21 protein-coding genes, 2 tRNA genes and 2 pseudogenes are annotated in these 23,499 nt (G+C 64.4%); 7 read left to right on the top strand and 18 right to left on the bottom strand.

Annotated features, from left to right (window positions below; all coding sequences use genetic code 11):
• Positions 1-86 precede the first annotated feature (86 nt).
• Positions 87-304 (top strand): annotated as a pseudogene (locus CXY73_RS22675) (transposase); the annotation flags it as partial.
• A 355-nt stretch (positions 305-659) separates the two neighbouring features.
• On the opposite strand, the pseudogene CXY73_RS07920 reads toward CXY73_RS22675, so the two are convergent.
• A pseudogene (locus tag CXY73_RS07920) lies at positions 660-898 on the bottom strand (transposase); the annotation flags it as partial.
• A gap of 29 nt (positions 899-927) precedes the next feature.
• Between CXY73_RS07920 and CXY73_RS07925 the strand changes: the two are divergent.
• Entirely contained in the window at positions 928-1,383 is a 456-nt protein-coding gene (locus tag CXY73_RS07925; RefSeq protein WP_146071687.1) for a hypothetical protein, read from the top strand.
• Positions 1,384-1,558: 175 nt separating this feature from the next.
• Here CXY73_RS07925 and CXY73_RS07930 read toward each other — a convergent pair whose 3' ends face one another.
• The 10 genes from CXY73_RS07930 to CXY73_RS07980 all read right to left on the bottom strand — a co-directional run bounded on the left by CXY73_RS07930 (position 1,559) and on the right by CXY73_RS07980 (position 11,523).
• Positions 1,559-1,927 carry a hypothetical protein gene (locus CXY73_RS07930; protein ID WP_104177382.1) on the bottom strand — a complete coding sequence of 123 codons (369 nt, stop codon included), beginning with the start codon at positions 1,925-1,927 and terminating at the stop codon, positions 1,559-1,561.
• Between the two features lie 162 nt (positions 1,928-2,089).
• The gene (locus CXY73_RS07935; protein ID WP_104177383.1) at positions 2,090-2,752 is read right to left on the bottom strand and encodes a hypothetical protein; all 663 of its coding nucleotides are present in this window, start codon (positions 2,750-2,752) and stop codon (positions 2,090-2,092) included.
• Between the two features lie 426 nt (positions 2,753-3,178).
• Positions 3,179-3,421 (bottom strand): glutaredoxin family protein, encoded by a 243-nt coding sequence (locus CXY73_RS07945; RefSeq protein WP_104177385.1) that lies wholly within the window; start codon positions 3,419-3,421, stop codon positions 3,179-3,181.
• A gap of 256 nt (positions 3,422-3,677) precedes the next feature.
• A complete protein-coding gene (locus CXY73_RS07950) occupies positions 3,678-4,739 on the bottom strand; it encodes a hypothetical protein (protein WP_233198209.1) in 1,062 nt (353 codons plus the stop codon).
• 4 nt (positions 4,740-4,743) lie between these two features.
• On the bottom strand, positions 4,744-6,219 hold the full coding sequence (locus CXY73_RS07955) for an ATP/GTP-binding protein (protein ID WP_104177386.1): 1,476 nt from the start codon (positions 6,217-6,219) through the stop codon (positions 4,744-4,746).
• Positions 6,216-7,886: a hypothetical protein gene (locus CXY73_RS07960; RefSeq protein WP_104177387.1), complete on the bottom strand. Its 1,671-nt coding sequence runs from the start codon at positions 7,884-7,886 to the stop codon at positions 6,216-6,218. Before CXY73_RS07960 ends, CXY73_RS07955 begins: the two co-directional genes overlap by 4 nt.
• A complete protein-coding gene (locus CXY73_RS07965) occupies positions 7,883-9,340 on the bottom strand; it encodes a hypothetical protein (protein ID WP_146071688.1) in 1,458 nt (485 codons plus the stop codon). Before CXY73_RS07965 ends, CXY73_RS07960 begins: the two co-directional genes overlap by 4 nt.
• Before the next feature lie 2 nt (positions 9,341-9,342).
• On the bottom strand, positions 9,343-10,038 hold the full coding sequence (locus tag CXY73_RS07970) for a hypothetical protein (protein WP_104177389.1): 696 nt from the start codon (positions 10,036-10,038) through the stop codon (positions 9,343-9,345).
• Between the two features lie 8 nt (positions 10,039-10,046).
• A complete protein-coding gene (locus CXY73_RS07975; protein ID WP_233198210.1) occupies positions 10,047-10,376 on the bottom strand; it encodes a pilin in 330 nt (109 codons plus the stop codon).
• 19 nt (positions 10,377-10,395) lie between these two features.
• Positions 10,396-11,523, bottom strand: coding sequence for a hypothetical protein (locus CXY73_RS07980; RefSeq protein WP_104177390.1), 1,128 nt, complete (start codon positions 11,521-11,523; stop codon positions 10,396-10,398).
• 675 nt (positions 11,524-12,198) lie between these two features.
• Here CXY73_RS07980 and CXY73_RS07985 point away from each other — a divergent pair.
• Positions 12,199-13,134, top strand: coding sequence for a DNA-processing protein DprA (locus CXY73_RS07985; protein ID WP_158254065.1), 936 nt, complete (start codon positions 12,199-12,201; stop codon positions 13,132-13,134).
• Positions 13,135-13,161: 27 nt separating this feature from the next.
• Here the strand turns inward: CXY73_RS07985 and CXY73_RS07990 are convergent, their stop codons facing one another.
• The 5 genes from CXY73_RS07990 to CXY73_RS08015 all read right to left on the bottom strand — a co-directional run bounded on the left by CXY73_RS07990 (position 13,162) and on the right by CXY73_RS08015 (position 18,490).
• The gene (locus CXY73_RS07990) at positions 13,162-15,069 is read right to left on the bottom strand and encodes a hypothetical protein (RefSeq protein WP_104177392.1); all 1,908 of its coding nucleotides are present in this window, start codon (positions 15,067-15,069) and stop codon (positions 13,162-13,164) included.
• Positions 15,066-15,800 (bottom strand): hypothetical protein, encoded by a 735-nt coding sequence (locus CXY73_RS07995; RefSeq protein WP_104177393.1) that lies wholly within the window; start codon positions 15,798-15,800, stop codon positions 15,066-15,068. Before CXY73_RS07995 ends, CXY73_RS07990 begins: the two co-directional genes overlap by 4 nt.
• 558 nt (positions 15,801-16,358) lie before the next feature.
• A complete protein-coding gene (locus CXY73_RS08000) occupies positions 16,359-16,739 on the bottom strand; it encodes a hypothetical protein (RefSeq protein WP_104177394.1) in 381 nt (126 codons plus the stop codon).
• A gap of 60 nt (positions 16,740-16,799) precedes the next feature.
• Positions 16,800-17,162: a single-stranded DNA-binding protein gene (locus CXY73_RS08005; RefSeq protein ID WP_104177879.1), complete on the bottom strand. Its 363-nt coding sequence runs from the start codon at positions 17,160-17,162 to the stop codon at positions 16,800-16,802.
• A 1,118-nt stretch (positions 17,163-18,280) separates the two neighbouring features.
• Positions 18,281-18,490, bottom strand: coding sequence for an AlpA family transcriptional regulator (locus CXY73_RS08015; RefSeq protein WP_104177397.1), 210 nt, complete (start codon positions 18,488-18,490; stop codon positions 18,281-18,283).
• A 103-nt stretch (positions 18,491-18,593) separates the two neighbouring features.
• Between CXY73_RS08015 and CXY73_RS08020 the strand changes: the two genes are divergently transcribed.
• Positions 18,594-19,193 carry a helix-turn-helix domain-containing protein gene (locus CXY73_RS08020; protein WP_104177398.1) on the top strand — a complete coding sequence of 200 codons (600 nt, stop codon included), beginning with the start codon at positions 18,594-18,596 and terminating at the stop codon, positions 19,191-19,193.
• A 99-nt stretch (positions 19,194-19,292) separates the two neighbouring features.
• Positions 19,293-20,417 carry a tyrosine recombinase XerC gene (gene xerC, locus CXY73_RS08025; RefSeq protein ID WP_158254066.1) on the top strand — a complete coding sequence of 375 codons (1,125 nt, stop codon included), beginning with the start codon at positions 19,293-19,295 and terminating at the stop codon, positions 20,415-20,417.
• 227 nt (positions 20,418-20,644) lie between these two features.
• Here the strand turns inward: xerC and CXY73_RS08030 are convergent.
• Positions 20,645-20,718: transfer RNA gene (locus CXY73_RS08030), tRNA-Met, on the bottom strand.
• A 31-nt stretch (positions 20,719-20,749) separates the two neighbouring features.
• Positions 20,750-20,821: transfer RNA gene (locus CXY73_RS08035), tRNA-Thr, on the bottom strand.
• 126 nt (positions 20,822-20,947) lie between these two features.
• Between CXY73_RS08035 and CXY73_RS08040 the strand changes: the two genes are divergently transcribed.
• Both CXY73_RS08040 and CXY73_RS08045 read left to right on the top strand, forming a co-directional pair.
• Positions 20,948-22,645 (top strand): glycoside hydrolase family 13 protein, encoded by a 1,698-nt coding sequence (locus CXY73_RS08040; RefSeq protein WP_104177400.1) that lies wholly within the window; start codon positions 20,948-20,950, stop codon positions 22,643-22,645.
• The gene (locus CXY73_RS08045; protein WP_199184230.1) at positions 22,642-23,421 is read left to right on the top strand and encodes a GTP pyrophosphokinase family protein; all 780 of its coding nucleotides are present in this window, start codon (positions 22,642-22,644) and stop codon (positions 23,419-23,421) included. Before CXY73_RS08040 ends, CXY73_RS08045 begins: the two co-directional genes overlap by 4 nt.
• The last annotated feature ends 78 nt before the right edge of the window (positions 23,422-23,499 follow it).

Genomic DNA, 23,499 nt, shown 5'->3' on the forward strand with positions numbered 1-23,499 from the left:
CGAATCGATCTCTAGCTATGCAACTCGCCGCAAAATAAAAGGTACAAAGTGAACTGCGGGCGTAGACACCGGCAGATGCCGGTGACTTGGTGTGGTGCGACGGCCGCACCAGGTTGCCCGAAGTCATCGAGACGACGTGGCCCCAAGCGACGGTGCAGACCGCGTCGTGCACCGTCGCCTGGGGGGATGCTTCACCCCGTGCCTCGCCTTCCCACCCGAACTGCGCAGAGTGATCTACACCACCAACACCACGGAGTCGCTGAACTTCCACCTGCGCAAAGTGACCAAGAACCGCGCCCACTTCGCCTACGGTCTGGAAGCCCTGACAGATGGTGTGTCGCCGAGGATCTTTGCAAGCCGTGCGTCATCGCTACCGCCACCGAGGAGCACGGGCCTGAATCGGGTGAGGGCAGCGAAGCCGCTGTCCTGGTCTGGGTACACGCCGAGCGACACCAGGTGTGCGCTCCCGTTCGAGGTGGTCAGCTCCACACACGGGTAGTGCTCTTCCGGCGCGATTCCTTATCGCACGGCGTCCGCGAAGGTGTTGCTGTCGAGTTGTTCCTCGATCGAGACGACCTGATCGTCATCATGGCACCCTTCCCGCCAGACCTATGTCCCACGTGTCAGGCCGGAAACACCACTTAAGGGGCTCTTCGAAATCACGGGTGTAGTCGGGGTAGGAATCCGCCGGCTTCGAGGAGCGAACGGGCTATGTAGTGCGTCAGATTTCGGAAGCCCAAGTCTGTGCCGCGGAGTTGCTCGAGTCATCCTTGATGGCCTCGGTCGACCCGTTCGAGGACCCCGGTCTGTCGAAGAACGCCAGGATGTCGGCGGTCCGGTAGGCGACGACGATTCGCTGGGAGATGCCCCAGGCCGCCTGAACCTCAACGTGAGCGTCGCCGACCTGCTTCTGTTATGGTTGCGCGCATGAGCATCGGGGACGAGGCGCGAGCCAGGTTGAACGACGAGGTTAGCCAGACGCAGGAGGCCATCGTCTCAGCGGAAGCTCATTGGTTGCTGCTTAAGGGTTGGATTGACGAATTCTCAAAAGAGTTTGCAGGAGAAGCCTCAAAGTTGCCGTATCGACGGAACTACCATGAGCCACAAGCTCCTCAGACACCCAAGAGCTGGTTCGCCCGGCGGCTTATGGATCTAAAGCCAAAAGTCTGGGAAGTTCATGTGGGATGGTGCGGGGACGACTCGTCTACAGACTTGAATATTGCCATTGATACATCCGGAGGCTGGAGCTTCCTGGGCAGTGGGAGTTACTACCTAAATCGTTTCCTCGCTGGCGAGTTCAAGCCATCTCGCGGCATCTACGACCGCAGCGAGGTACGACGAGAGTTTGTTGCGCGGTTGAAGCATCTGATCGAACTGAGTTAGCGCGTAGATTTGGCAGAATACTAAGGCACTGTGCGAACGTTGTCGAATACTAACGATGAGCGCACATTGATGGCATGCAATTACCCTTCCGAAATCTGACGCACTACACAGCCCGCTCGCTCCTTGAAGCTGGCGGATTCCTACCCCGACTACACCCGTGATTTCGAAGAGCCACCTAAGGGACAATCCCCCTGTCCGACCCCGCCGGCATCTCTACCCGGATCCCTGCGAGCTGGGCGTCATCATCGCTGCCGCCCAGGAGCAGGGGTATGAAACGGGTGAGGGCGGCGAAGCCGCTGGCTTGGTCAGGGTACACGCCGAGTGACACCAGGTGTGTGCTCCCGTTCGAGGTGGTCAGCTCCACGCAGGGATAGTGCTCTTCTGCCGCGATCCGCTCTCGCACAGCGTCCGCGAAGGTGTTGCTGTCGAGCTGTTCCTCGATCGAGACGACCTGGTCGAGGTTGATCCAGACATCGTCGGCGCCGATGATCGGCCGGGAGCGGTCGTGTCCGTAGGTGGTGACGGCAAGTTTGATAAAACGCATGAGGTCCTTACTCGACGGGTAGACCTTGACGCTAGAGCGCGGAAACCGGGGGTCGCCGGAGACCGGGGCGATCTGCGGATATCGTCGCGTGGTGGGCGTGTGTGAGGGGGATGTTCCCCCTCACCGGGTGAGACCGCCGCCTTGCGGCGGTCTCACCCGGTGTTAGTGGCTGGTGTTGTCGAGAGCGGCGAGGGCGATTTCAAATGCACGGTCGTAGCTGATTCCTGCGGGTCGGATTGAGCCGGGCACGAATCGTTGGGACTTGGGCAGTCGGAGCGTCCCTGCGTATCCTTCGGGAGCGTCCTGCAGGGGACCGTAGCCGGAGTGCAGGAGCAGCCACTGGCTGAAGGGCTGGTCGGCGTCGTGGAGGACGGCGGCACGAAACTTGGCGGTCGGGTTGAGGCACTGCGCCCAGAAGCGGTCGGCTTGGCCCCGGGCCGTGAGACGTTCACTCACCGGGCGGGGCGTCACCCCGGGGGTTGGCAGGCGCTTCATGGTCGCGGCGTGCACGTAGGGACGTAGGCGGGAATCGTCGCGAGCGGGAATGTCGTTGAGGGCTGCTTGGGCGGCGCGTTCAGCTCGTCGTGCGGCGCGGTGTGCCACGGTGTCGTCGCCGTGGATTCGGGCCCATTCGCTGGCTTCGATGACGCAGCAGATGAGGTTCCAGTCGTAGCTGTAGAACCGGATGAGCGAGTCTTTGTCGCGCTGGCTTTTGCCCGTTCCGTGGGGCGCATATCGGGCGAAGAATGCGTTTGCGGCCTTGCGGTCGGCTGCTATGTCATCGCTGGTGCGTTCGGGACGGGTGGTGACGGGGAACTGGGGCATGAGACTCTCCGCTCAACTGATTTTTTTGCCTGGCTGGCAAGAGAATCGATAGAGAGCGGGAGTGCCGCAGTGCACGGCTGGTCGGGGGAAATAAGGGAGCGTGCGACCGCGCCCGAGCAAATGGGCACGTAGGCACGGAAGCGAACTACGATGACCGGCCAGACAGATAAAAAAACCGAAAAGGACGTCCGCGCAGCGGTCCGAGGACCCGCAGGGTCTCCCCCGGTTCCCCACGGGGTTGCGTCTGGTGTTAGCCGGCGTCGCCGAGGTGCGACCGCTGATTCACGAGGTTGAGCACGCCGAGATTTACGAGCTCCCGCGCCGAGCGGTGACCACCCTGCTGGTCGCCCCGCGGCGCGCGCCTGGTCGCTTCCCTGCCAGACGCGTGCCCCTGTTGCCGCGGGCCTGGTCGATCGGCCCTCGGGGTTAGTGGCCGATTTTGGCGATGAGGTCGGGGCGGAAGCCGGCCCAGTGGTTGTGGTCGTCGATGACGACAATGGGAGCGCTGCTGTAGCCGAGTTCGTCTTGCACGTAGGCGAGGGCGGCAGGTGTTTCGGTGAGGTCGACGACGGTGTAACTGATGCCCTGCTTGTCGAGGGCGAGCTTCGTCATCCGGCACGGCTGGCAGTTCGGTTTCGTGTAGACGATGACGCCGACTGTTTCGTTCATCGCGGGGCTCCTTTCACTCACGCTGTCGGGGTGGTGCTGTTCGGTAGCGGAGATTCGCTGTGCCCGGGAGGAAACGACCATAAGTGCGGGACCAACCGGTGGGACCAGTGGGTGAGGAAATAAGCGACCGGAGGGAACGCCGAGCCCAGTTGTCCCACCGGTCGGCACCTCGTGCGCACGTTGGTCAGCGCCCGCCCGGGCCAGCATGCTCCTCGAACGAACAGACACAACCCGTGACGTGCGTAGGGCCGCGCGGTTATCCAACGGTCATCAAATCGTCAGTGAACGCGACGTCGAGGTGCAGGTGATTGCAGGTGTCGTCGAACTGGGTGAAGTGCACCAGCGCCAAGTTGATGCCCGCCTCACGCCGGCAGTCTGCCTGCCCGATCCGTGCCCCGGTGGGCATGACCGGGTCGAGCAGTCCGATTAGGCGCAGGGACTGGCCGTCGGCGCCGGTGAGGCTGCGGCCGCCGAGGGAGTAGAAGTCCACGGCGCCTCCGCCGCCGTTGATCCAGTGCGATGACTGGGTGCCGGCGCCGAGGAGTTGCCCGGTGCATTTTCGGTTGATGTCGCTGACACCGACCTGGTGAAACTGGTTCACCGCCAGGACCATCACCTGCAGGATGCGGGTGTCAATGCCGCAGTCCGGCACGGTCTGCCCGTTGGCGATCCACCGGATCTCCTTCAAATGGTCCGGGACCAGGCCGCGCAGCTGCCCGTTGTCGGCAGCGGTGACGAGCTGCTGCGCCAGCCCGACCGCATTCCCGCCGACCTCGCACGCGCCGGCGGCACTGGCGGTTAGCGCGGTGACGACGTCGGTTGCCGGCGTGAAGAACGGTGCGTAGTGTTCCGGGTCGGCGTTGATCTGCACAGCGGATGCCGCCGCCGACGGCGTCATCGTCTCCCACCCGGTCAGCGCGGTCAGGCGTTGGAAGAACAGCCGGGCCGAGGTAGCGGGATCCATCCGCTCCGCGAGGGATCCCCAGGTGGCGCGTTGTTGGAACAGGCCTCGGCTGTCCGGGCCGGCGGTGTCGCCGTGGTCGAGGTTGATCAGGCTGGACTCCCCCATCGCCGTCATCACCCCCAGGGTTTGCGCCTGCATGGTGAGGCCGAGTTGGGCGCCGGCGTTGATGATGTCGGCGGCGTTGGCGAGCTGGTCGCTGTTATACCCGGCGACAGCCGCGTGCTGGGCGGCATCCGCTCGGCTGACCGCGGTCAGGCCGCAGGTGGTGCCGGTGCCGGAGGAGAGGGCGACGGTGCCGCCGACGGTCAGGAGCAGGCCGGTGAGGCTGGCGGCGAGCAGTTTGACCAGGCCCATGATGTTAGAAGATGGTGCCGACGGACAGGCCCTCGTCGGTGTTGGTCAGCTGCCGCTCCCACTCGGAGCGGATGTGCTCCACGTGCGCTTCCGGGTGCGACCCGAACTTGAAGATGTAATGCCCATCCGCCAGCTTCTCTATGGTGCGCGCCGTCTCCGGCGCGAACCCAAAGGTTTCCTGGCACCAGAGGGCGTCTTCGGGGCGGGACTGCCGGTAGACGATGACGGTTTGAGCTTCCTGGATGATGGCCATGCCGGGTGAGTCCTTGGGAATGTCGGTGCCTTTGTGCATCACGAACACGTTCGAGATACCTAGGCCCCGGGAGAGTTTTTGGTTGGCTTTGATCAGCTGCGCCGACGGCCCGCCGATCATGTGCCAGCCCTCCTCATAAACAACGGTCGTCGCCGAGGTGCGTTCGCTGCGCAGCCGGCCGAGCATCCACATGTTCCCGATCGCCATGACGACCGGCACCGCCGGGCCGTCATCGGGCAGCTGCGAAATATCGAACGAGGTCAGCTTGCCGCTGAGGTCCACCGCCGCGGATGTTTCGCCGTCGAGGAGGCCGGCGTATTCGTCGAGGAGCCCGTTCAACGTCCACTTCACGGACAGGCCGGCCTTGTGCAGGTCGTCGCGGGCGGTGACCGACAGGGTGCGGTAGTCGTCATCGTCGACGACGAGGCCGAGGTTTGGCAGCACGTCGGCGAGCACCGGCGCCCGCCCGTGCGCCTGTCCGACGGTGCGGCGCAGCGCCGCGCGGAGGGCTTCCTCTTCCCACTCGCTGAGGGGCAGGTCACCACGGGCGATGCGGGTGACGATGTTCAGCAACCGCGTCTGCCCTTTGACGCCGGTGCCGCGGGCGATCATCGGATCGAGCAGGTTCAGGGTGGTGCCGGTGCCGTCGGCGGTGAACCGAATCGGTTCAAACCCGTAATGCCGCACCACGTTGGAGTACTCGCCCTCCCCGTTCTGATCCTTCTTGTCAAACACCACCCCACGCCGGCCCTGAAGCAGCAGGGGCCGGACGACGTAGTTGCATTTCGTGTGGGAGCTCTTCCCGGCGCCGACGTCGCCCATCACGATCACGTTCGGACTGGACACCTCGCGAGGCTCCGAGTTGTAGGCGGTCACGGGGTCGTGGGAAATCGTCGTCCGCGACAACACGTCCCGTCCGTTGACCACGCCGCGAGTGCCTGTCGGCGGGCCGATCAGCGCGGTATTGAGGATCTCAGCCTGCCGCGTCGTCGTCGGAGCACCAGCCAGCGCCGGCGCGTAGAAGCCGCGCCGAGCCGCCGCCGCTTGCTTGCGCAGCGGTGTGCCCGGAAGCGCCCATGGCACAATCTCTGCCGCACCGTGACTACCGGCTGCGTCGATCGCTCCGTCCTCGTCAGCGGGAATCTCGACGGGCGGCGCGAAACGGCGCAGCACCGGCAGCGACCACAGTCTCGAGCGGGATGAGCTGGTGTCGTTGGGTGTGGTCATGTGAGGGCCTCCTTGTCGGATTTGCCGGCGAGGCGGCTGTAGACGCGGGCGGAGAACGACGGCGCCGACGCGACCAGGCCGCGGCCGATCGGCCACGTCGTGCCGGATGCGGCGGCCTGATAGGAATCGAGCCAGTCCAGGCTCTCAATGCCCAGGCCGGTGGAGCAGGTTTCCTCGAGCTGCCGCGACGCCCGCGCCAGCTCTTCGCGGGAGCGGACGGAGATGGTCACGAAGCCGATCCAGACGGCGCCGTGGTGCTGCGACCCTGAGACGAGGTCTTGCCGGCGCCGTCGGGCGGCCGTCATGTGCACGTCGGTATCGTCGGTGTCGAGCTGCCCGGCCTCCCGGCGGGAGAGTGCTTCGGCGGTGTCGCGGACGAGGTCTTGGCGGGCGGCGACTTTCGCTTCCGACGCCGGCACGAGGTGAATGTGGAAGCTGGCTGAGCGGATGAACTGGATGTCCTTCCCAATCAGCAGATCCAACACCCACAGCTGCGTGCGAGCGGCGGTCGCGAGCGCTTCGGCACGAATCGCGGCGGTGCGATGCCACCACCGCACCGGCAGCCCGGTGAGCGGGTCGATGCTGTCGACGATGTGCGCGGAGAATTCCTCCTCAGCGGGTTCACCGACCCGGTTCGGGTGCACGTCGGCGACGAAGTCGATCGGCCGCGACGGATTCTGCTGATGCCGCACCACCGCGGACACCTGCCGCGCTGTGAGCACCTCCACCCGGCCAATCTTTGACTCCGCCAGCCCACGCTGGGTGGAGGCGATCTCCTGCCGCATCAACGCCCGCCACCCGTCCCGGCCGTCGCCGTATTTGCGAGCGGCGTCGATGAAGGCGGGAGTGAGGGGCCAATTGACGGTGACGAAGTGGCGTTGCACCATCGCATCGTTCCCGGTCAGCCGCAGCACTTCCTCGTAGGAGGCGACGGCGTCGACCGGCGCCGCCGGGTCGAGGTTGTTCAGCACCCAAAATTCTTGCAATGCCGTGTCGGCCGGCAGTACCCGGGTGGTGATCTGTACGTCCTGCACGAGGACGGACGGAACGGCGCGGGCGGCAAGGAACGCGCCCCAGCCGTGCGCGGCACGGGCCATGACACTGGCCGATTCGATCCCGCGTAGTTGACCGCTGACGGTGAACGTCACCGACAGATAGCTTTGCTCACCGACCGGGGCGTGCCAAGCGATGCCCGGCTCGCCCCGGCCGTATTGCAGCCAGCCGAGCCCGTCCGACCCGTCCGGGTTCGCCCGCATCGCCACCACCGCCCGGCCCGCATCCGCAGCCGCCGCCCGGGCTGTCGCGCCCTTGGCGGTGCGAGCGTCGGCGAGGGCTTGTTGGAGCTGGTCCCACGCACCGACCTCGTAGGGCACGAACCGGGTCGTGCCGGCCTGGGTGCGTTTCTTCCACCGGGCGCGTTTGCGCCGCCGGTCGACGATGGAACCGCGGTGCGTTTTCGCGGTGACGAGAAACGTCACGCCGCAGCTGACTGCGGCCGCGGCGAGGGCGGGCCAGCCAATCAGCGGAGTGAACACCATGCCGAACACGAGCGAGCAGGCTAGGAAGATGATCCGGGCGCGGGAGTGCGTGCCGCCGAAGAAGGAGCGGTGTCCGCTTTCCCCGCCCAGATAGCGGATGACCGTGCGGTTCCGCAGGTCTGTCATCATGGGCGATCTCCTCCCAGAGTCGGAGTGTCATCCATCGACTCCGTCACCTGTTCCCCCGCTGTCTGAGCCATATCTACGCCCCTCCCGACGACCTCGACGCCCTTGTGCGCGGCGGCGATCCCGGCCGCGGCGATCAGCGTCGGGACGCCGACGACGGCGCCCGCACCGGTCGCCGACTCCGCCGTCCCCGCGGCGGCGAGCCCGGTCTCGGCCGCAACCGCGCCTCCGCCAGCGGCCGCACCGGCCCCGGCAGCTCCCGCCGTGGCAGTCGCTGCGCGGCCAGCGCCGATCGTTGCCCCGTCACCGGCCGCACCGGTGCCGGCTGCACCGGCAGCGGCGCGGTTACCGATCACTTCCGACAGGCTGCCCGGAGCTGTCGAGGATTCCGAAACGCGCTCGGTCGTCGAGTCCGTGGACTCCTTCGTCGTCGTCGAGGAGGTCCGATCCTGGCTGGAGGGTTGGCCGTAGCGTTCGCTGGCTTCAGTCATGTTCTGCGCCCCGATGTGCTTCCCAACGTCAACGGAAGGACCGGTCGTGCCACCGAAGGCCATCGGAATGATCGGCGCGAACTTCATCAGCAGCAGCGGCGAGAGTGCGGCCATCAGCAACCCGATGATGGCTACCAGGAGCGACACCATGGATTGCAGACCGAAGTTGTTGCCGAACGCGCTGAGCTGGTTCGCTGTCATGGAAAACGCCAGACCCAGCAGCAGGAACAGCAACGGGTGTGCGGCAAGAATGCCAATCCACAACGCGGCAATCTTCAAGCCGAAGGAGCGCTTGTTCTTGTCGATGATCCACACCAGCCCGAGCGGTAACAGCACCCCGGTGAAGTAAAGCGTCACCAGCTGCACCAACAACATCAGCAGCACCAGGAAGAGGGCGAAGATCATGCAAATCATCAAGATGACGCCCATGACGATCCCGCCGGTGATTCCGACCGGGTCGGCCTGCTCAATCATGGAGCTGAACTGCCCCGTGACGGTCGTCGCCGTGCCGGTCAGGCCGGCTGCGACAAAAACATCCGTCAGGGAGTGGAAGAAGTTGATCAGCATGATCCCGAACATCGGCCCAAACATAGCCCCCAGGAGGAACGTTCCAAAGTAGAGACCAACGGACTCAACCAGGTCGCGGCCCGCCTGGGCGCCGCGCGCCGTGCGCACCGCCTGCGGGATCAGCAGAAACACGGCAACGAAGATCGCGGTGGCGAAGCTGATCTTGTATGCACTGATGAACCAGTCCGTCGTTAGGTCCGGCAACGTCGCACTGGTCAGCGCAGGCATAATGTCGCGGCTCATGCCCGTCGCCGTGTCGCGGAGCATCTTGAAGGAGTTGCCCCACGGGTCCGACCAGTACGACACCACTCCAGCTGCACCGTTGATGGCATTACCGATGCCACCAATGATTCCAATGATCCCGCCCTGTCCATCGTCGGCTGACTCGAACGACAGCATCGTCAGCACCCGTTCGTGAAGGGTTCACCGATCGAGAACAAATCCTCGGTAGTACGAGTCCCCTCAGTCCTGACGAATTTCCACTCGCCGTCTTCCCACCGCACGGTCACTGTCAAGGATCCTTTCAACTGGGGACTCATAGCCCCTTCTTCTACGAGGGCCGTCCCGATCGTCGCGATCACTTGGTCGTTGGATGCCGATTCGATGTGCCAAACACCGGGAATGGTCGACAAGTAATATTCCGTCGAGTCAGCGACAAGACCACCCGAGAGGTTGGGATTTGTCGCAAAAAACTCACTTAGATTCTTCGTTGGCGCGTCCGCTGCCAAAGCGGTGGCAGCAACCTCGTCAGCATCGGCCGTGGGTGGGTATGGGAATTGGATGAGCCACCGTACGAACGCGGCGGCAACTTCAACACCGCCGCTGCTTGTTTGCGGCGCCGCCTTCTGTGCAGCGAGCACCATGGCGGCGTCGCGTGCCTCGCCGCCGAGGCATCCGGTCGGCTCCGCATCGACCGGTGTCGTGCTCGGCGACGGTGTGCTGCTTGCCACCGGGGTTGTCGGTTCGGCCGTGGGTGTGGCTGTGCCGGCCTGGCTGCCGTAGTAGACGGCACCGGCGATGATGAGGGCGCCGATGAGGATAGCGGCGCCGACGATCCAGGGCCAGGTGCGGCGGGTAGGTGGTGCGGTCGCGTGCACGAGTGCTCCTATCCGAAGACGGCGAGGATAGCGCCGACGATCACGGCGAGGGCGGCCAGCACCCCGAGGGAGATCCCGGCCCACATGGCCTGGTTGCGCGCGGTTTTGTATTCGTTGGGGTTGCCGCCGCTGGAGGCGCTGGCCATCTTGATGATGCCGATGATCAAGAACACGATGGCCAGTATGATGCCGATCCCCCATACGCCGGCTAGGAGCTTCTGCCAGAGCAGGGTGAATTCCGTCCCGAAGATGGTGAAGTCCGGCAGGATGCCGTCCAATGGGTTGTCGATTGTGCGCACGATGGTGCCCACGAGGGTCTGCAGGGATTCTGTGAGCATGGCGCTTCGCCTTTCGCGGCTATCGGACGGTGGCTTGCAGGGTGCGCACGACGCCCGCCGCCGCGGCGGCGAACGCCCGCCTGGTCGGCGGGGCGAGATGCCCGAGGGTGATCTGTCCGCGCTCGGCAATGTGCGGGTCGTACGGGATGGTGAACACTTGCTCGACGCCGGCGTCAGCGATGATCTGGTCGACGCGATCGACGACCTGCCGGTTCTCCGGCCGCCCGTCAGTCAGCCGCAGGATCGTCGCGTGGTCGGCCAAGCTCGCAGCCTTCCCGCCGGCCGACCGGAGCACGTCTAGCAGCGCGACCGCTTCCAACACCGCGTCCCCGGCGTTGAACACCGGGATCACCAGTGCGTCGGCGGTGTCGACGGCGCCTTGAAACGCGGAGGATGAGGGCTGGTTGCCGCTGTCCATGACGCGGATGCCGTAGTACTGGTCAACGACTGCCGCGACGGCGGTCACGTCGTCGTGGGTGAGGCGTGGCCGGCGACGGACGGTGCCGATCACGGACGCGAACGAGGTTTGTGGGGCGGTGTAGCCGGCGAGCTGCCCGGCGCTAGTGATGGTGTCGACGTCGCGGACGAGTTCGCCCATGCCACGGGCTGGGTTCCCCTCCGCCCGGAACGACAGGGCGCCGGGGTCGTCGGATACCTCGAGGATGCACACCGATCCGCCGCGGGCGGCGGCGAGGACCCCACCGGCGATAATCGCCGACGGTGTCTTCCCGACTCCGCCCTTCTGGTTGGCGACCAACACGCTCACCGCACGGGTCCAGGTTGCCTGCCGGATCGTTTCCTCATCCCGGCGCAGCGCCTCGGCCTGCTCACGCTCGGCCAGCTCCGCGGGCCCCGGCGTCATCGACAGTCCGAGGCGGGAGAGGACGCCGCGCAGGCCGCGCTGCGCGCCCTGCGCCGGTGGAGCGGTGGAGAGCAGTCCGAGGTTGTGGTCGGCGCCGCCGAACAGGTCGGCCAGAGCCGGTTCCGAGGGGCGTCCCGCCGGCCGCTGTGGCGTCGCGGTGGACGGTGCACCAGTCGCGTCGACGGCCCGGACCTCTGGGGCCGGCGCGGGCGGGCGTTCGTTGGTGGGGGCATCCGCTTCGATGTAGCCCTGGGCGCGTGAGGCGCCGCGAAATGCGGTGCTCACGGGTGGGTCTGCGTGCTGGTTCGCGGTCTGTGTCGTTGTTGCCTGATTCTGACTGGACACAAGCAAATCTCCCTCTCTAGGACTCGATACGGTGCTCGTCAATCACCACAACGACACAACAATTGGAATCGGTCACGGGGTTGACCGGGCACCGACGGATTATGGCAACAGCCGGGCATATTGCTGCCAGCCGGGCTGTGGTATCCGTTCGAGCGGACCGGGTGTGCACCCTCACTGTTCCCTTTCTGTGCGGCGTCGTTGCCGTCTACGTCGAGAGTAATGCTCACCTCTGACATTGGATGCGACACACCGCCAAGAAGACACAAAAGGCCCTCAAAAAGTTCCGGCCGCAACAGCGTCCCCGGGACCGAGGAGTCGCGCGCTTCTCGGCAGAGGCTGGTCGGTTCGTACGTGCAAGGGCCTGTGTGGAAACGGCTACGCCGCTGCAAACCCCAAATTTTGAGCCGCATTCGCGGCCTGTTTTCAAGGGCTTGTTTGACCTTTCCGGCCGGTCATCGTAGCTCGCTTCGCGCCTGCGTTCCCAGATTCTCAGACGCGGTCGCAAGCTCCCTTATTTCGCCCGAGATTCTGGGCACTACGGCTCTCCCGCTCGCTATCGATTTCTCTCGCCGGAAGGCAAACAAAATATTCGGTCCAAGAGAGGAATCCACCATCATGACCATCGCTGCGGTTATCGACACCATCAGCAACGACACTGCCTTGAACAGCCCCATCAGCCACGACACCATCGCCCGCACCGCCTGGGCCACCATCGCTGAACCCGGAGACCCCAACGTCGGTGCGCTCATCGCACGGTACGGAGCCGACACTGCCCTAACCGCACTCTTCGGCCGCGGCGCCGATACTCCCGCCGGCCAAGACGGGACCATCGCGCAGCTGCGCTCCACCATCCTGCCTCGGTACTCGGTCGACCGGGTCGTCGATACGATCCGCCGCACCGTCGCCGGCGGGTACGAGCTGCTCACGCCCGCACACCCGAATTGGCCGACTTCTGTCGACGGCCTTGGCGCGGCGGCCCCGTTTGCGCTGTGGATGCGCGGCGACGCGTCGATCCTGAGCGTGCCGAGTGTCGCGCTGACGGGGACGCGGTTCGCGACTCGGCATGGCCGGCACGTGTGCGTGGATCTCGCCTCCGGGCTGCTCGTGCACGGCTGGGCGATCGCATCGACGGCGGCTCGCGGAATCGACACAGCAGCCCTCATGACCGCCCAAGCTTTCACCGGCCGCAACCTGGTTGTCCTGCCTACCGGCCTCGATACCGCTTTTCCCGTTGAGAACGGCGAGCTGGTCGACGAGGCCGCGACGCGGGGTGTCGTCGTGAGCGAGATCCCACCCGGTAGCGAGCCCTCGGCGTGGAGGTTCCAGCGCGGCACCCAGCTTCTGGCAGCTCTGGCCAGCAAGACCGTCATTGTCGAGGCCGGGTACGAGTCCGGTGCGCTGAGCACCGCGGTAACCGCGCTCGAACTCGGCCGTCCCTGCGGCGCCGTGCCCGGGCGCGCCTCCAGCGCAGCCAATGCGGGCTGCACTCGCCTCATCCGCGACTACGGCGCCAGCCTGATCGGGACCAGCTCCGACATCGTCTATCTCTGAACGCTGGTGGAGCGCCGCCCATACCGTTCAGGCGGCGTTTCCAGGTTCCTCTGTCTCGACGAGGTCGAGCTGCCCGACCGCAACATCACCCGAAGGCTCGACGCCGGCCGACCGCGGCGTGACCGGCACCGCTGCCGATGCCTGCATCTGCCGGTTCGGGAGGGCTCGAAACGGGGCGATGGCACCGCCCTGCACAATCCAGAACGCCCCATCGGCGGCCTCGCGCACGTCCTGCGGCGGGATGACATAGGTGTGCTGGGCGCGCGCACTCCCGAGCTCCTCGCCGGTGGCGCGGCCGGCAGATTCCATCCGCATCACCGTCCCGGCATACTTCACCACATCCTCCGGGTCTTTCGACCGGCCAAAGATCAGCGCCGCCCCACTGGTGAGCGCTCGACGCCGCCGAACCTCATCGTTCGACAAGCCCGCCGGGCTCTGCGTCGCCAAGACCAGTCCGACGCCGGCGCTGCGCGCCGTCTCGAACAAGCTCCCGGCGGTGTCGCCCGGGTCCTGCGCTCCCGTCACCAGCTGAGGGAACTCGTCAACGATCACGACGACCGGGGATTTGTCGCGCCGCTCTAACCGGGTGGCGAGGAAGTTCCGAAGGTCCAGCAGGAGCAGATCACCCAGCCGGGCTTGGGCGTCGTCGACGGGCGACAGCGGGATGACTGTCACGTCGGCTTTGGGCGCGTTGTAGGACCAGCCGTCATGGCCGATCCAGCGTTGCATCGGCCGCAACGCTACAAGAAGGCTTTGCAACGCTCGGTCTCCGGCGGTAGTGCCGTCCCGGTCGACGGACTTGATCACCAATTCCAGATCGTCCTGATCCCGAACAAACGGGGTAGGGCTGGTCAGCCGTTCACGGAGATCGGCAATACTGCGAAGCGGCGAGAGCTCCTGGACCGTTTGCAGCACCCCGCGGATCTCGTCCAGGTAGTGCTGGTTGGCACCGTCAGGAACGGGCATCAGCCGCATCAGCTTCGCTGTGACCTGATCGGCGGTGCCGTTGAACAGGTCCCACGTACCGCCGGTCGTCGCGGTGCGGCCGTAGGTTTCGGCAACTGCGACGAGGTACTCGGCGTCGGCTGGGTCGCCCTTGGCGTCAATCACGAACACGGGCCATCCGTATTCCAGCGCGCACAGCACGAGTCCGTTGATCAGGACGGTTTTGCCGCTGCCCGATTCAGCGATGATCAGCGCGCGAACGGAGGAGGCTGTCGGTGGCAGCACCAGGTATTTGCCGGTTGCGTCGACCCAGTCGCGCACGCGCCGCATGTCATAGAACCGGTCAGCGAGCGTCCTCACCGTGACTCGGCTGGTCACGCCGAAGGCCTGCCGCTGCTCGCCGACCGCCAATGGGACGGTGACGGCTTGGCGGGTGGTGCCGATGATGCGGCCAGTGTCGGTTTCGAGGCGCACGCCGATGCGGCGGGCCACGCTGCTGTCGGCGGCACGCTTACGGGCCGTCTCGATTTTCTCCTGCCGCACCACGTTCGACACCCGGCGGGAACGCACCTGCTCGGCGATCTTCCGCCGGCGCAGCGACCACGCCGTCGGCAGCAACAGCAGCCCGGCGAAGAAGTTCACGACCGCCCACGGGCCAAACATCGGCCAGAGTTGCGCCCACCACTCCGCTCCGTCAAAAAACGTCGTCGCGGCTCCGGAGCGGATCCAGCCCGCCAGCAGGAACACCTCCCAGGCGACGAGCGCCGTGACCAAGAGGATGCCGACGGTGTTCACGACCCACTGCCATCGCCACACCACCCAAAACCGGGTCTTCGTCGCGATCACATCGCCGGCAACCCGACTCACCACGACCGGCACGACCAGGGGCAGCGCGATGAGCACGACCACGACGGCGAACGCGGCACCGAGGAGCCGCGCGATCATGTCACTGGTAGCGTCCGACTCTGTCGGGGCCGCCGTGTCGCTCATGCGCTGACCTGAGAAGCGTCCCACGCGCTGGCACCGTCCAGCTCGACCACCCGGTCGGCTCGGCCGTGCGCGGCCGCGTAAGCGCCGGCGTCCAGCTCGGGGCCGGTCCAGTGCCCGCGTGCGTCGAAGGAGTGTTGGGAAACGAGACGGGGTCGTTCGGTGCGGACCAGGTACTTGTCGGCACCCCGAGTAATGGCCCGATCCGCGTCCGCCGTGCAAAAGTACGCCACCCGATCCACCCCCTCATGCACCAGCCGGTAAGTGTGATTGTGGCAGATCGCCTGATACCGTTGCCACGTCTTCGGCGTCAGCTCCACCTCGACCAGCTCGACCATCCCGTCACGCTCGGCTACGCCGTCGGCCTGATGATCACGCCGACCCACCGGCTTCCGATCCCGCCGCCACGTGAACCCCTGCGCCAGATAGCGCGCCGACACCGTCGCCACCGCGATCTCATGCCGCGTCGTCTGCCGAAACAGGTTCGGCGCCGGCTTCCCAATCGCCTGAAACGTCGCCCACACGACCGACCCATCGAGGAACGCTGGCCGGTCGCGGCCCACCAGGCCCACCGCTTCCATCCGGGCGGCCCAGTGCTGCGCTTTGCGCAAACCGATCGGCTCGCCCAAACCGAGTTGAGCGCCCAGAGCCCACCGCAGTGCGTTCATGTCTGCGAGCCGGACGACGTCCAGCCAATCGATCATCGCCTCGTCGCGACTTGTCACCTGCACCATCATTCAGCCTCCGCACTGACAACGTTCAAGCTCTACGCACACGATTCTGCACCCAGCCACCGACACCACCGGTAATGCCACACCGCACTTCTTCAACTCCATCCGGCTATCCCAGCTCGCACCTCGTCGTCACATTTTCTGGTCTGCTGGCTGCTTGCTTTACCGCTTGCAGCTGCCGCATTTTTTGCTCATTCTGGCTTGCTTTTTCTTGCTCTCAATTTTTCGCTTCTCTTGCTTTGTTGTTCTTGTCCTTTCTGTTATTTCTCTTCTGTTTTTTGTTTTTGTTCTTGTACTTCTGTATTTTTTTCTTCTACTTTTTTTCTTCTCCTTCCCTGTCCCACCACCACCCCTTTACTTCCCAACCTCCTACACACTGAGGAACGATGGGTGTGGGAGGTTGGGAAGCGAGCGCAGCGAGGGGGTGGCGGTGGGACAGGGAAAGAGACCCCTTACCCGGTCGTTTACCCCGGCGCGCCCCCTGCCGAGGTAAACGACCCCCCCCCCGATCCGAGCGTTCGTCGCATTTCTCGCTTCTGATGAACGCCGGTGCATGCCGGTCTAGGCGTCTGGCGTCGCTCTGACATCGTCGAACCAGCGGACGACGCTGTTGCCGTTGTGGGCTTGCATGAGAGCGTCTTCGACGATGCCGGCGAATTGAGCCGCATCTCGGAGGCCGAGTTCAGCACGGGCGACTCCGGATGCGCAGCCGATGCCGCAGTTGTCTTCACCGTTGTAGTCGACGCCATCGACGACGTTGCTGTGCCAGTTGGCGAGCTGGTCGTAGACCTGGCCGAGAGATCGCTCGGTCGCGGTCAGACACCCGAGCAGCAGGTACGAATCGTAGGGGTGGTTAATCGCTCGCGTCGCGTGTGCCAGGCTGCGTGCGGTCTCAGCAAGTTCGTTGGCCGTGGTGATCAGTTCGGTGTCGTGGTCGTTCATGGTGTGTTCCTTTCGAGATGTGTTTGGCGGTGGGCCGCACGTGCGGCCCACCTTGGATGGCTATTCGGTGTCGGGCTTGGAGTTGCGGCGCACGGTGGCGACGGCCCGGTTGAGGTCGGGGCCGACGTTGTCGGCGTCGATGACGCGGCCGTATTGGCGTGCCTGGTCATCGCCCCAGCTGTCGGTGTGCTCACGGCCAACAACGATCACAGGGTCCCCCTTGTGCAGGGTGGCGGCAACGTTCTGGCCGAGCTCGAACTTGGCTTCCACGAAGTGCGTGGTTGCGGCGTCGTGGGCGAGCCATTTGCCGCCGCGGTATTCGCCGGTGTTTTCGATGACGCGGAGCTTGGTGATCTGGATGCTGCCGGCTGTGACGACCTCGGGGTCGAGAGCCAGGTTGCCGATGATGGTGCGTGTGGTCATGAGTTCTTCTCCTTCAATGGGTGGTGCGGTGATTTGCATGGTGGCGTTGGCGTTGGGTTCTTCGACCAACTGTTTTTTGTGCCTTCCGGCGAGAGAAATCGATAGCGAGCGGGAGCGCCGTAGTGCCCTGAATCTCAGGCGAAATAAGGGAGCCTTCGACCGCGCCTGAGAATCTGGGGACGGTAGGCGTGCAGCGAGCTACGGTGACCAGCCGGAAAGGTCACAAATCTCGTTTGCTGGGTGTCGCATCGAGCAGGGTCTCGACGCGATGGAGGGTTTAGGTGCGCGCTGCCGGTGCCGAGTTATCCACAGGCGCTTTTCGCGCACGCGTACTGCTTAAGTTTTGATTGGTCCTGTTAATACTGTTAAGGGGGCCGCCTACCGGCCCCCTATAGGGCCAGATCTGGCCCCCTAAGGGGGTCAGAAGTCGGCCCCCTGAGGGGGCCGCTCAGCGGCCCCCTGGCTGCCTCGGCGTGTGAGCAAAATGACGTTCGATTCGTGCCGTCGAATAGCGCCCGGTCTGGTGCTGTCGACGTGCAGAATGAACTCCGCGGTTTGGCCACGGCCGCCGGACCGGATCCGTTCCACGGCGCCCTGGGCGACGAGTTCTGCGACGGCGCGTTTGANCGTGCAGAATGAACTCCGCGGTTTGGCCACGGCCGCCGGACCGGATCCGTTCCACGGCGCCCTGGGCGACGAGTTCTGCGACGGCGCGTTTGACGGCGTGGGTTGCTGCCTCTGACCCGTTTGTCGGGACCAGGTAGCCCAGGGCGATCGCTGACGATTCTCGGGTGGCGTAATAGTGTCTGGGTGGTTGGCCGGCGGGGTTGTCGCCGTCGTCCCAGCATTCCAGCGCCATGTGCAGCAGCAGTCGTGCGGCCGAGTGGCCCAATCCCATTCGTGCAGCCAGCAGAACGGCAGCCTTAGCCGCGTAGAGGCCCACGGTGGTCTCACCCACCGGGGAGGCGGCGAGGCGTTGCGAGATGGCGGAATTTCAGTAGTCTGGTCATAGATCAGATCCTTTGCGGGTGCTCGATCTGTGCCCCGGGTTGCACCCCGGGGCTTTTTCATGGGTGAACCCTCAGCCACTCGTTTCGCGGGCGATGGTTCAGGCCCGGTCACCGGCCCAGGAGCGCGGTCTGACCGGTCTGGGTCTGCGCGCTCGCCTCGACCCAGGCGATGACCTCGGACCGCTTGTAGAGCACCTTCTTCGGGGTCGGCTTATAGAACCGCGGCCCGCGGCCCATGTAGCGCAGCTGGGCGAGCGCGCCAACGGGCAGTCCGGTCAGCTCGGCCACGTGTACCGGGAGGATGAATTCTTCGTTCATGACTCTCTCCAATTGTTGACAGATTACGGCGGTCGGAATCTGTTGCTGAAACAGTAGAACGGTTTGCAACGGTTGACAAGTGTTTAAGTTGTAATATGTCCGCGTGACAAACTTTCTGGCGCAGTCGGGGATCGGCAACCGCATTCATGCCATCCGGAAGCAGCATGGCATCCGCTCAGCGAAGGACCTCGCCGACCTGATTCCGGGAAACAACGTCACCGAATCGATCCTGCAGAACATTGAAGCCGGCCGGAAACACGACCTCTCCGTCAGCCAACTTTTGAACATCGCCAAAGCCCTCCGTGTGACACCGATCTTCTTGCTCACGCCGATCGGCCGGCCCTGGGTTGAACTCGACATCGCCAACCTCAGCTCCAGCTTTGACGGCATGACAGTCGTCGAGTTCGATGCCTGGATCTCGGGCGCAGAACATGGCGCGTACCACTGGAGCACCAACGACGAACGCACCGAACGCACCCAACTGCAAGCAATGCGGGAACTCCACGCCCAGCTCCGCGAACGAAAACGGCTCACCACCAACCTCGAAATCGAACGCACCCTGGACGCCCGAGCTGGCGAGATCGCCACGGCCCAGGAGTGGGACACAACCGAGGAACGCCTCGCCGAATCCACCCGCCGCATCGCCCAGCTCTCGTCCTACCTCGTGTCTGCAGGCTGGGACCTCGACGGCTGGACCGACTAAACACGATGCCTGTAGCAGCGCGCCTGTCCGCCGTTCAACACTTCAGAACAACAATGGTTCCGAGAGAATCCAAGGAGGCGTTCCATGGGGAGGCCACGCGTGCCCGTGACGAGTCACGGCACGATCAGCGTGTCAGAGATTACGCCGGGTACGTGGCGGGCACGCACACGTTATCGATTTGACGACGGAACGCTACGTCAGATTGAACGATTTGCGCCGACGAAGGCGAGGGCGCAAACATCACTTCTGCTTGCCCTCACCACAGTTCGCACGTCGTCGGTGAGCGCGGTCAAACGGGAAACTTCGCTCTCGGACCTTGCCGATCGTTTTCTGCTGACGAAAGCAGACCGCGCTCCGCGCACGATCGACACGTATCGGCAAACCATCGAGCACCACATCAAGCCAAAAATTGGGTCGCTCTCCGTGTCGGAGGCCACGACTGAGCGCTTGGGCCGATTCATCAGTGAAGTCATCGAGAAGCAGGGCCCTGGGGCTGCGAAAGCCTGTCGAGGGGTGCTCTCCGGGATGATGGGCGTGGCGGCGCGCTCCGACGCAATTCAGGTCAATCCCGTTCGGGAGATCGATAACATCGCTCGCCTCCGCGGGGGCGCCACCGCTATCCCTCTCGATACCTTGCCGCGCCTACTTGCTGCTGTTCGCGCTGACGCTCGATTGAACCAGGTTGACGCTGCGGACGTGATTTTTTTCCTCGCCGGTACGGGGTGCCGGCTCGGCGAAGTATTGGCCGTTCGCTGGTCCGCGCTCGACCTCGCCGCCGGCACTGTAGCCATCAACGCCAACGTAATTCGAGCACGTGGTCAAGGTGTCCTCCTGCAGGATCACACCAAGACGAAGGCCGGTGTACGTACGATCGCGATTCCGAAAACTCTCGTCGACCTTCTCCGCCAACGGCAGTCGAACTTCAAAATTCAAAACGATGATGACCTGGTCTTCCCGACCCTGCGCGGCAATATTCGAGATCCTCGCAATACTTCACGCGACTGGCGGATGGCTCGAAAGCGGATCGGGTATGCGACGGTCACGACTCATAGCTTCCGCAAAACGGTGGCCACCGCTTTGGACCAGTCCGGTCTCAGCGCTCGGGAAATTGCGGAATACCTCGGCCACGCGAACCCGTCTCTGACCCAGGACGTCTACATGGCCAAGAACACGGGCGGCATCCGTGCGGCTGAAACGATGAACTCCTTGCTGCCGACAGATTGAATCTGCGGGGTTTATGCGGGGCCGACGAAGTGAACATCGGCCACGGTTTCAGGAGGCATTTTCCCTCGCTGACATGCGTCTGGCGAGAGGAGAAATAGGGTGAAAATTGGGACGTTGAAAAGATCAAACGTCGCGTACACCCGATTTCAATCTGCGGGGTTTATGCGGGGTTGGCCCAAAATCGGCGAAAAAGTACCCCGGACTTCCGCAGAAATCCGGGGTTTTTGTAGCGGGAGCGGGAATTGAACCCGCGACACCACGATTATGAGCCGTGTGCTCTAACCAACTGAGCTACCCCGCCGCGACTTGTCGGCTGTTCGCTTCCAAGCCTGAGCCCCCTGTGGGAATCGGACCCACTACCTCTTCCTTACCAAGGAAGTGCTCTACCAATGAGCTAAGGGGGCAGAGCAACCAAAAAACAGTAACACTGCCACGTTTTTGGCAACCTAGGAACTTTATCACCCCAGCAGGGCGATCGAGACCACTTAGCCAGCACCGGGCATCCACTGCAGATGCCGTAGCATTTAAATATGACTGGTACCAAACTGATTTCCGGCGCCGAGTGGTGGCGCACGGCCGTTATTTATCAGATTTACCCGCGGTCTTTCGCCGACGCAAACGGTGACGGCATGGGTGACCTCGCCGGCATCAGCTCGCGACTGCCGCAGCTCAAAGACCTCGGCATCGACGCTATTTGGCTCTCTCCCTTCTATACGTCGCCGCAGCGCGACGCTGGATACGACGTCTCCGACTACTGCGACGTCGACCCGTTGTTCGGCACCCTCGACGACTTCGAGGTGCTGCAGCGCACGGCCCACGATCTCGGCATTCGCGTCATCGTCGACATCGTGCCGAACCACTCCTCAAGCGACCACGGCTGGTTTCAAGCCGCCCTCGCCGCCGGCCCGGGCAGCGAAGAGCGCGCCCGCTACACCTTTCGCGATGGCAAGGGCAAGGTTGGCGAACTGCCGCCGAACAACTGGGAGTCCGTCTTCGGCGGCCCCGCCTGGACCCGCACGACCGACCCCGACGGCACCCCCGGCCAGTGGTACCTGCACCTGTTCGATACCAGCCAGCCCGACTTCGACTGGGACAGCGAGTGGGTGCGCGAACAATTTCGAGCGGTGCTGCGCTTCTGGCTCGACCGCGGCGTCGACGGTTTTCGAGTGGATGTCGCGCACGGCATGATCAAGGCTCCCGGCCTCCCCGATTACACGCCACCCGCCGAGGGCGGTAGCATGGGCGGCGCCCCGGCCACCCTCGAGCCCGGCATCAGCGCCGAATCGCCCGTAACCGCGCCCTATTGGGCGCAGGACGGCGTGCACGAAATCTACCGCGACTGGCACAAGGTGCTCGCCGAGTACCCCGGCGACCGCGTGCTCGCGGCCGAAGCCTGGGTCGACCCGCTGAGCAAGATGGCCAAGTGGGTGCGCCCAGACGAGATGCACCAAGCCTTCAACTTCGCGTATCTGGAGACCCCCTGGAACGCAGCAAAGCTCAAGAGCGTCATCGACGAGTCGATCGAAGCCTTTGGCAACGTCGGCGCACCGAGCACCTGGGTGCTCTCCAACCACGATGTGGTGCGCCATGCCTCCCGGCTCGCCCTCACCGGCGAGAACCTGCAGGGGCACGGCATTGGGCCGAAGACCGTTGGGCTACCGAACACTGCAGTCGGGCTGCGACGCGCTCGGGCGGCATCCGCTTTGATGCTGAGCCTGCCGGGCTCGAGCTACCTCTACCAGGGTGAGGAACTCGGGCTGCCCGAGGCCGTCGACCTGCCCGACTACGCCCGCGAAGACCCTACCTGGTTCCGTACGAACGGTGAGCGGTACGGGCGAGACGGATGCCGCGTGCCGATTCCGTGGGAGGCTGCGAGCGCGTCGTTCGGCTTCAGCACCGGCGCCCAGAGCTGGCTGCCCCAACCAATCGCGTGGGCCGGGCTGGCCCGCGACCAGCAGAATGGCGTGGCTGGATCGACTCTCGAGCTGTACAAGCTCGCGCTGAGCCTGCGCCGTGAGCACTCCCTCGCCTCCGGAACGGTCGAATGGCTCGAGAGCCTCGGCTCCGACGTCATGGCCTACCGCAATGGCGACGTGACGATCGTGGCGAACACGGGCGCGGCATCCGTTCAGCTGCCCGCTGGCGACGTGCTACTCGCGAGCGAAGACCTCGTCGGCCGCACCCTGCCCGGCGACGCGACCGCCTGGTTGCGTGCCGTAACAGCATGACCGACGCGCTGGACCAGCCGGACGATACCGAAAGCACCGCGCTGACGACCATCGCCGCCATGCGCGAGCTCAAGCTCGAACTGACCCGATTCATGATGTCGTACAAGTTCGCGACCGACGAAATGCTGACCAAGATCAACATTTTGAAAGAGGAATTCAGTTCGATTCACGATTACAGCCCGATCGAGCACGTCAGTTCGCGCCTCAAATCACCGGAGGGCATTCTCAAGAAAGCCATCCGCAAGGGGCACCCGCTCGAACTCGACGGCATTCGGGACAATATTCAGGACATCGCGGGCATTCGCATCACCTGCAGCTTCATCTCCGACACCTATCGCATTCGCGACCTGCTCGCCGGGCAACGGGACATCACGGTGCTGCAGGAGAAGGACTACATTCGGCACCCGAAGGCGAACGGGTACCAGAGTCTGCACCTGATCGTGGCGATTCCGGTGTTCATGTCGGACCGCGTACAGCCGGTCACCGTAGAAATTCAGATTCGTACGATCGCGATGGATTTTTGGGCGAGCCTCGAGCACAAGATCTTCTACAAGTACAACGGCGCCGTGCCCGATACGCTCGTCGAGGATCTGCGACAGGCCGCGGATGCCGCCAATCGCCTCGACGTCAAGATGGAGCTGCTGCACGACCAGGTCGTGGCGCGGGGGACCGCTACCGATGATGTCGGCCTGTTCAGCTTCGACGGCCTGCCACCGTTTCCGCTGCCGGAGGGCTTGCTCGAGTCCTTCATGCGTGGGCGCACCGAGCGGGAATAGCTAGTGTCCTGCGTCGGAAGTTCGTTGTAGAAGTCGTTTGAGGGATTCGAGGATTTGTTCCGCGGATTTGGTCCAGAT

This window comes from Cryobacterium sp. Y50, from assembly GCF_002929805.1.
Lineage (GTDB): Bacteria > Actinomycetota > Actinomycetes > Actinomycetales > Microbacteriaceae > Cryobacterium.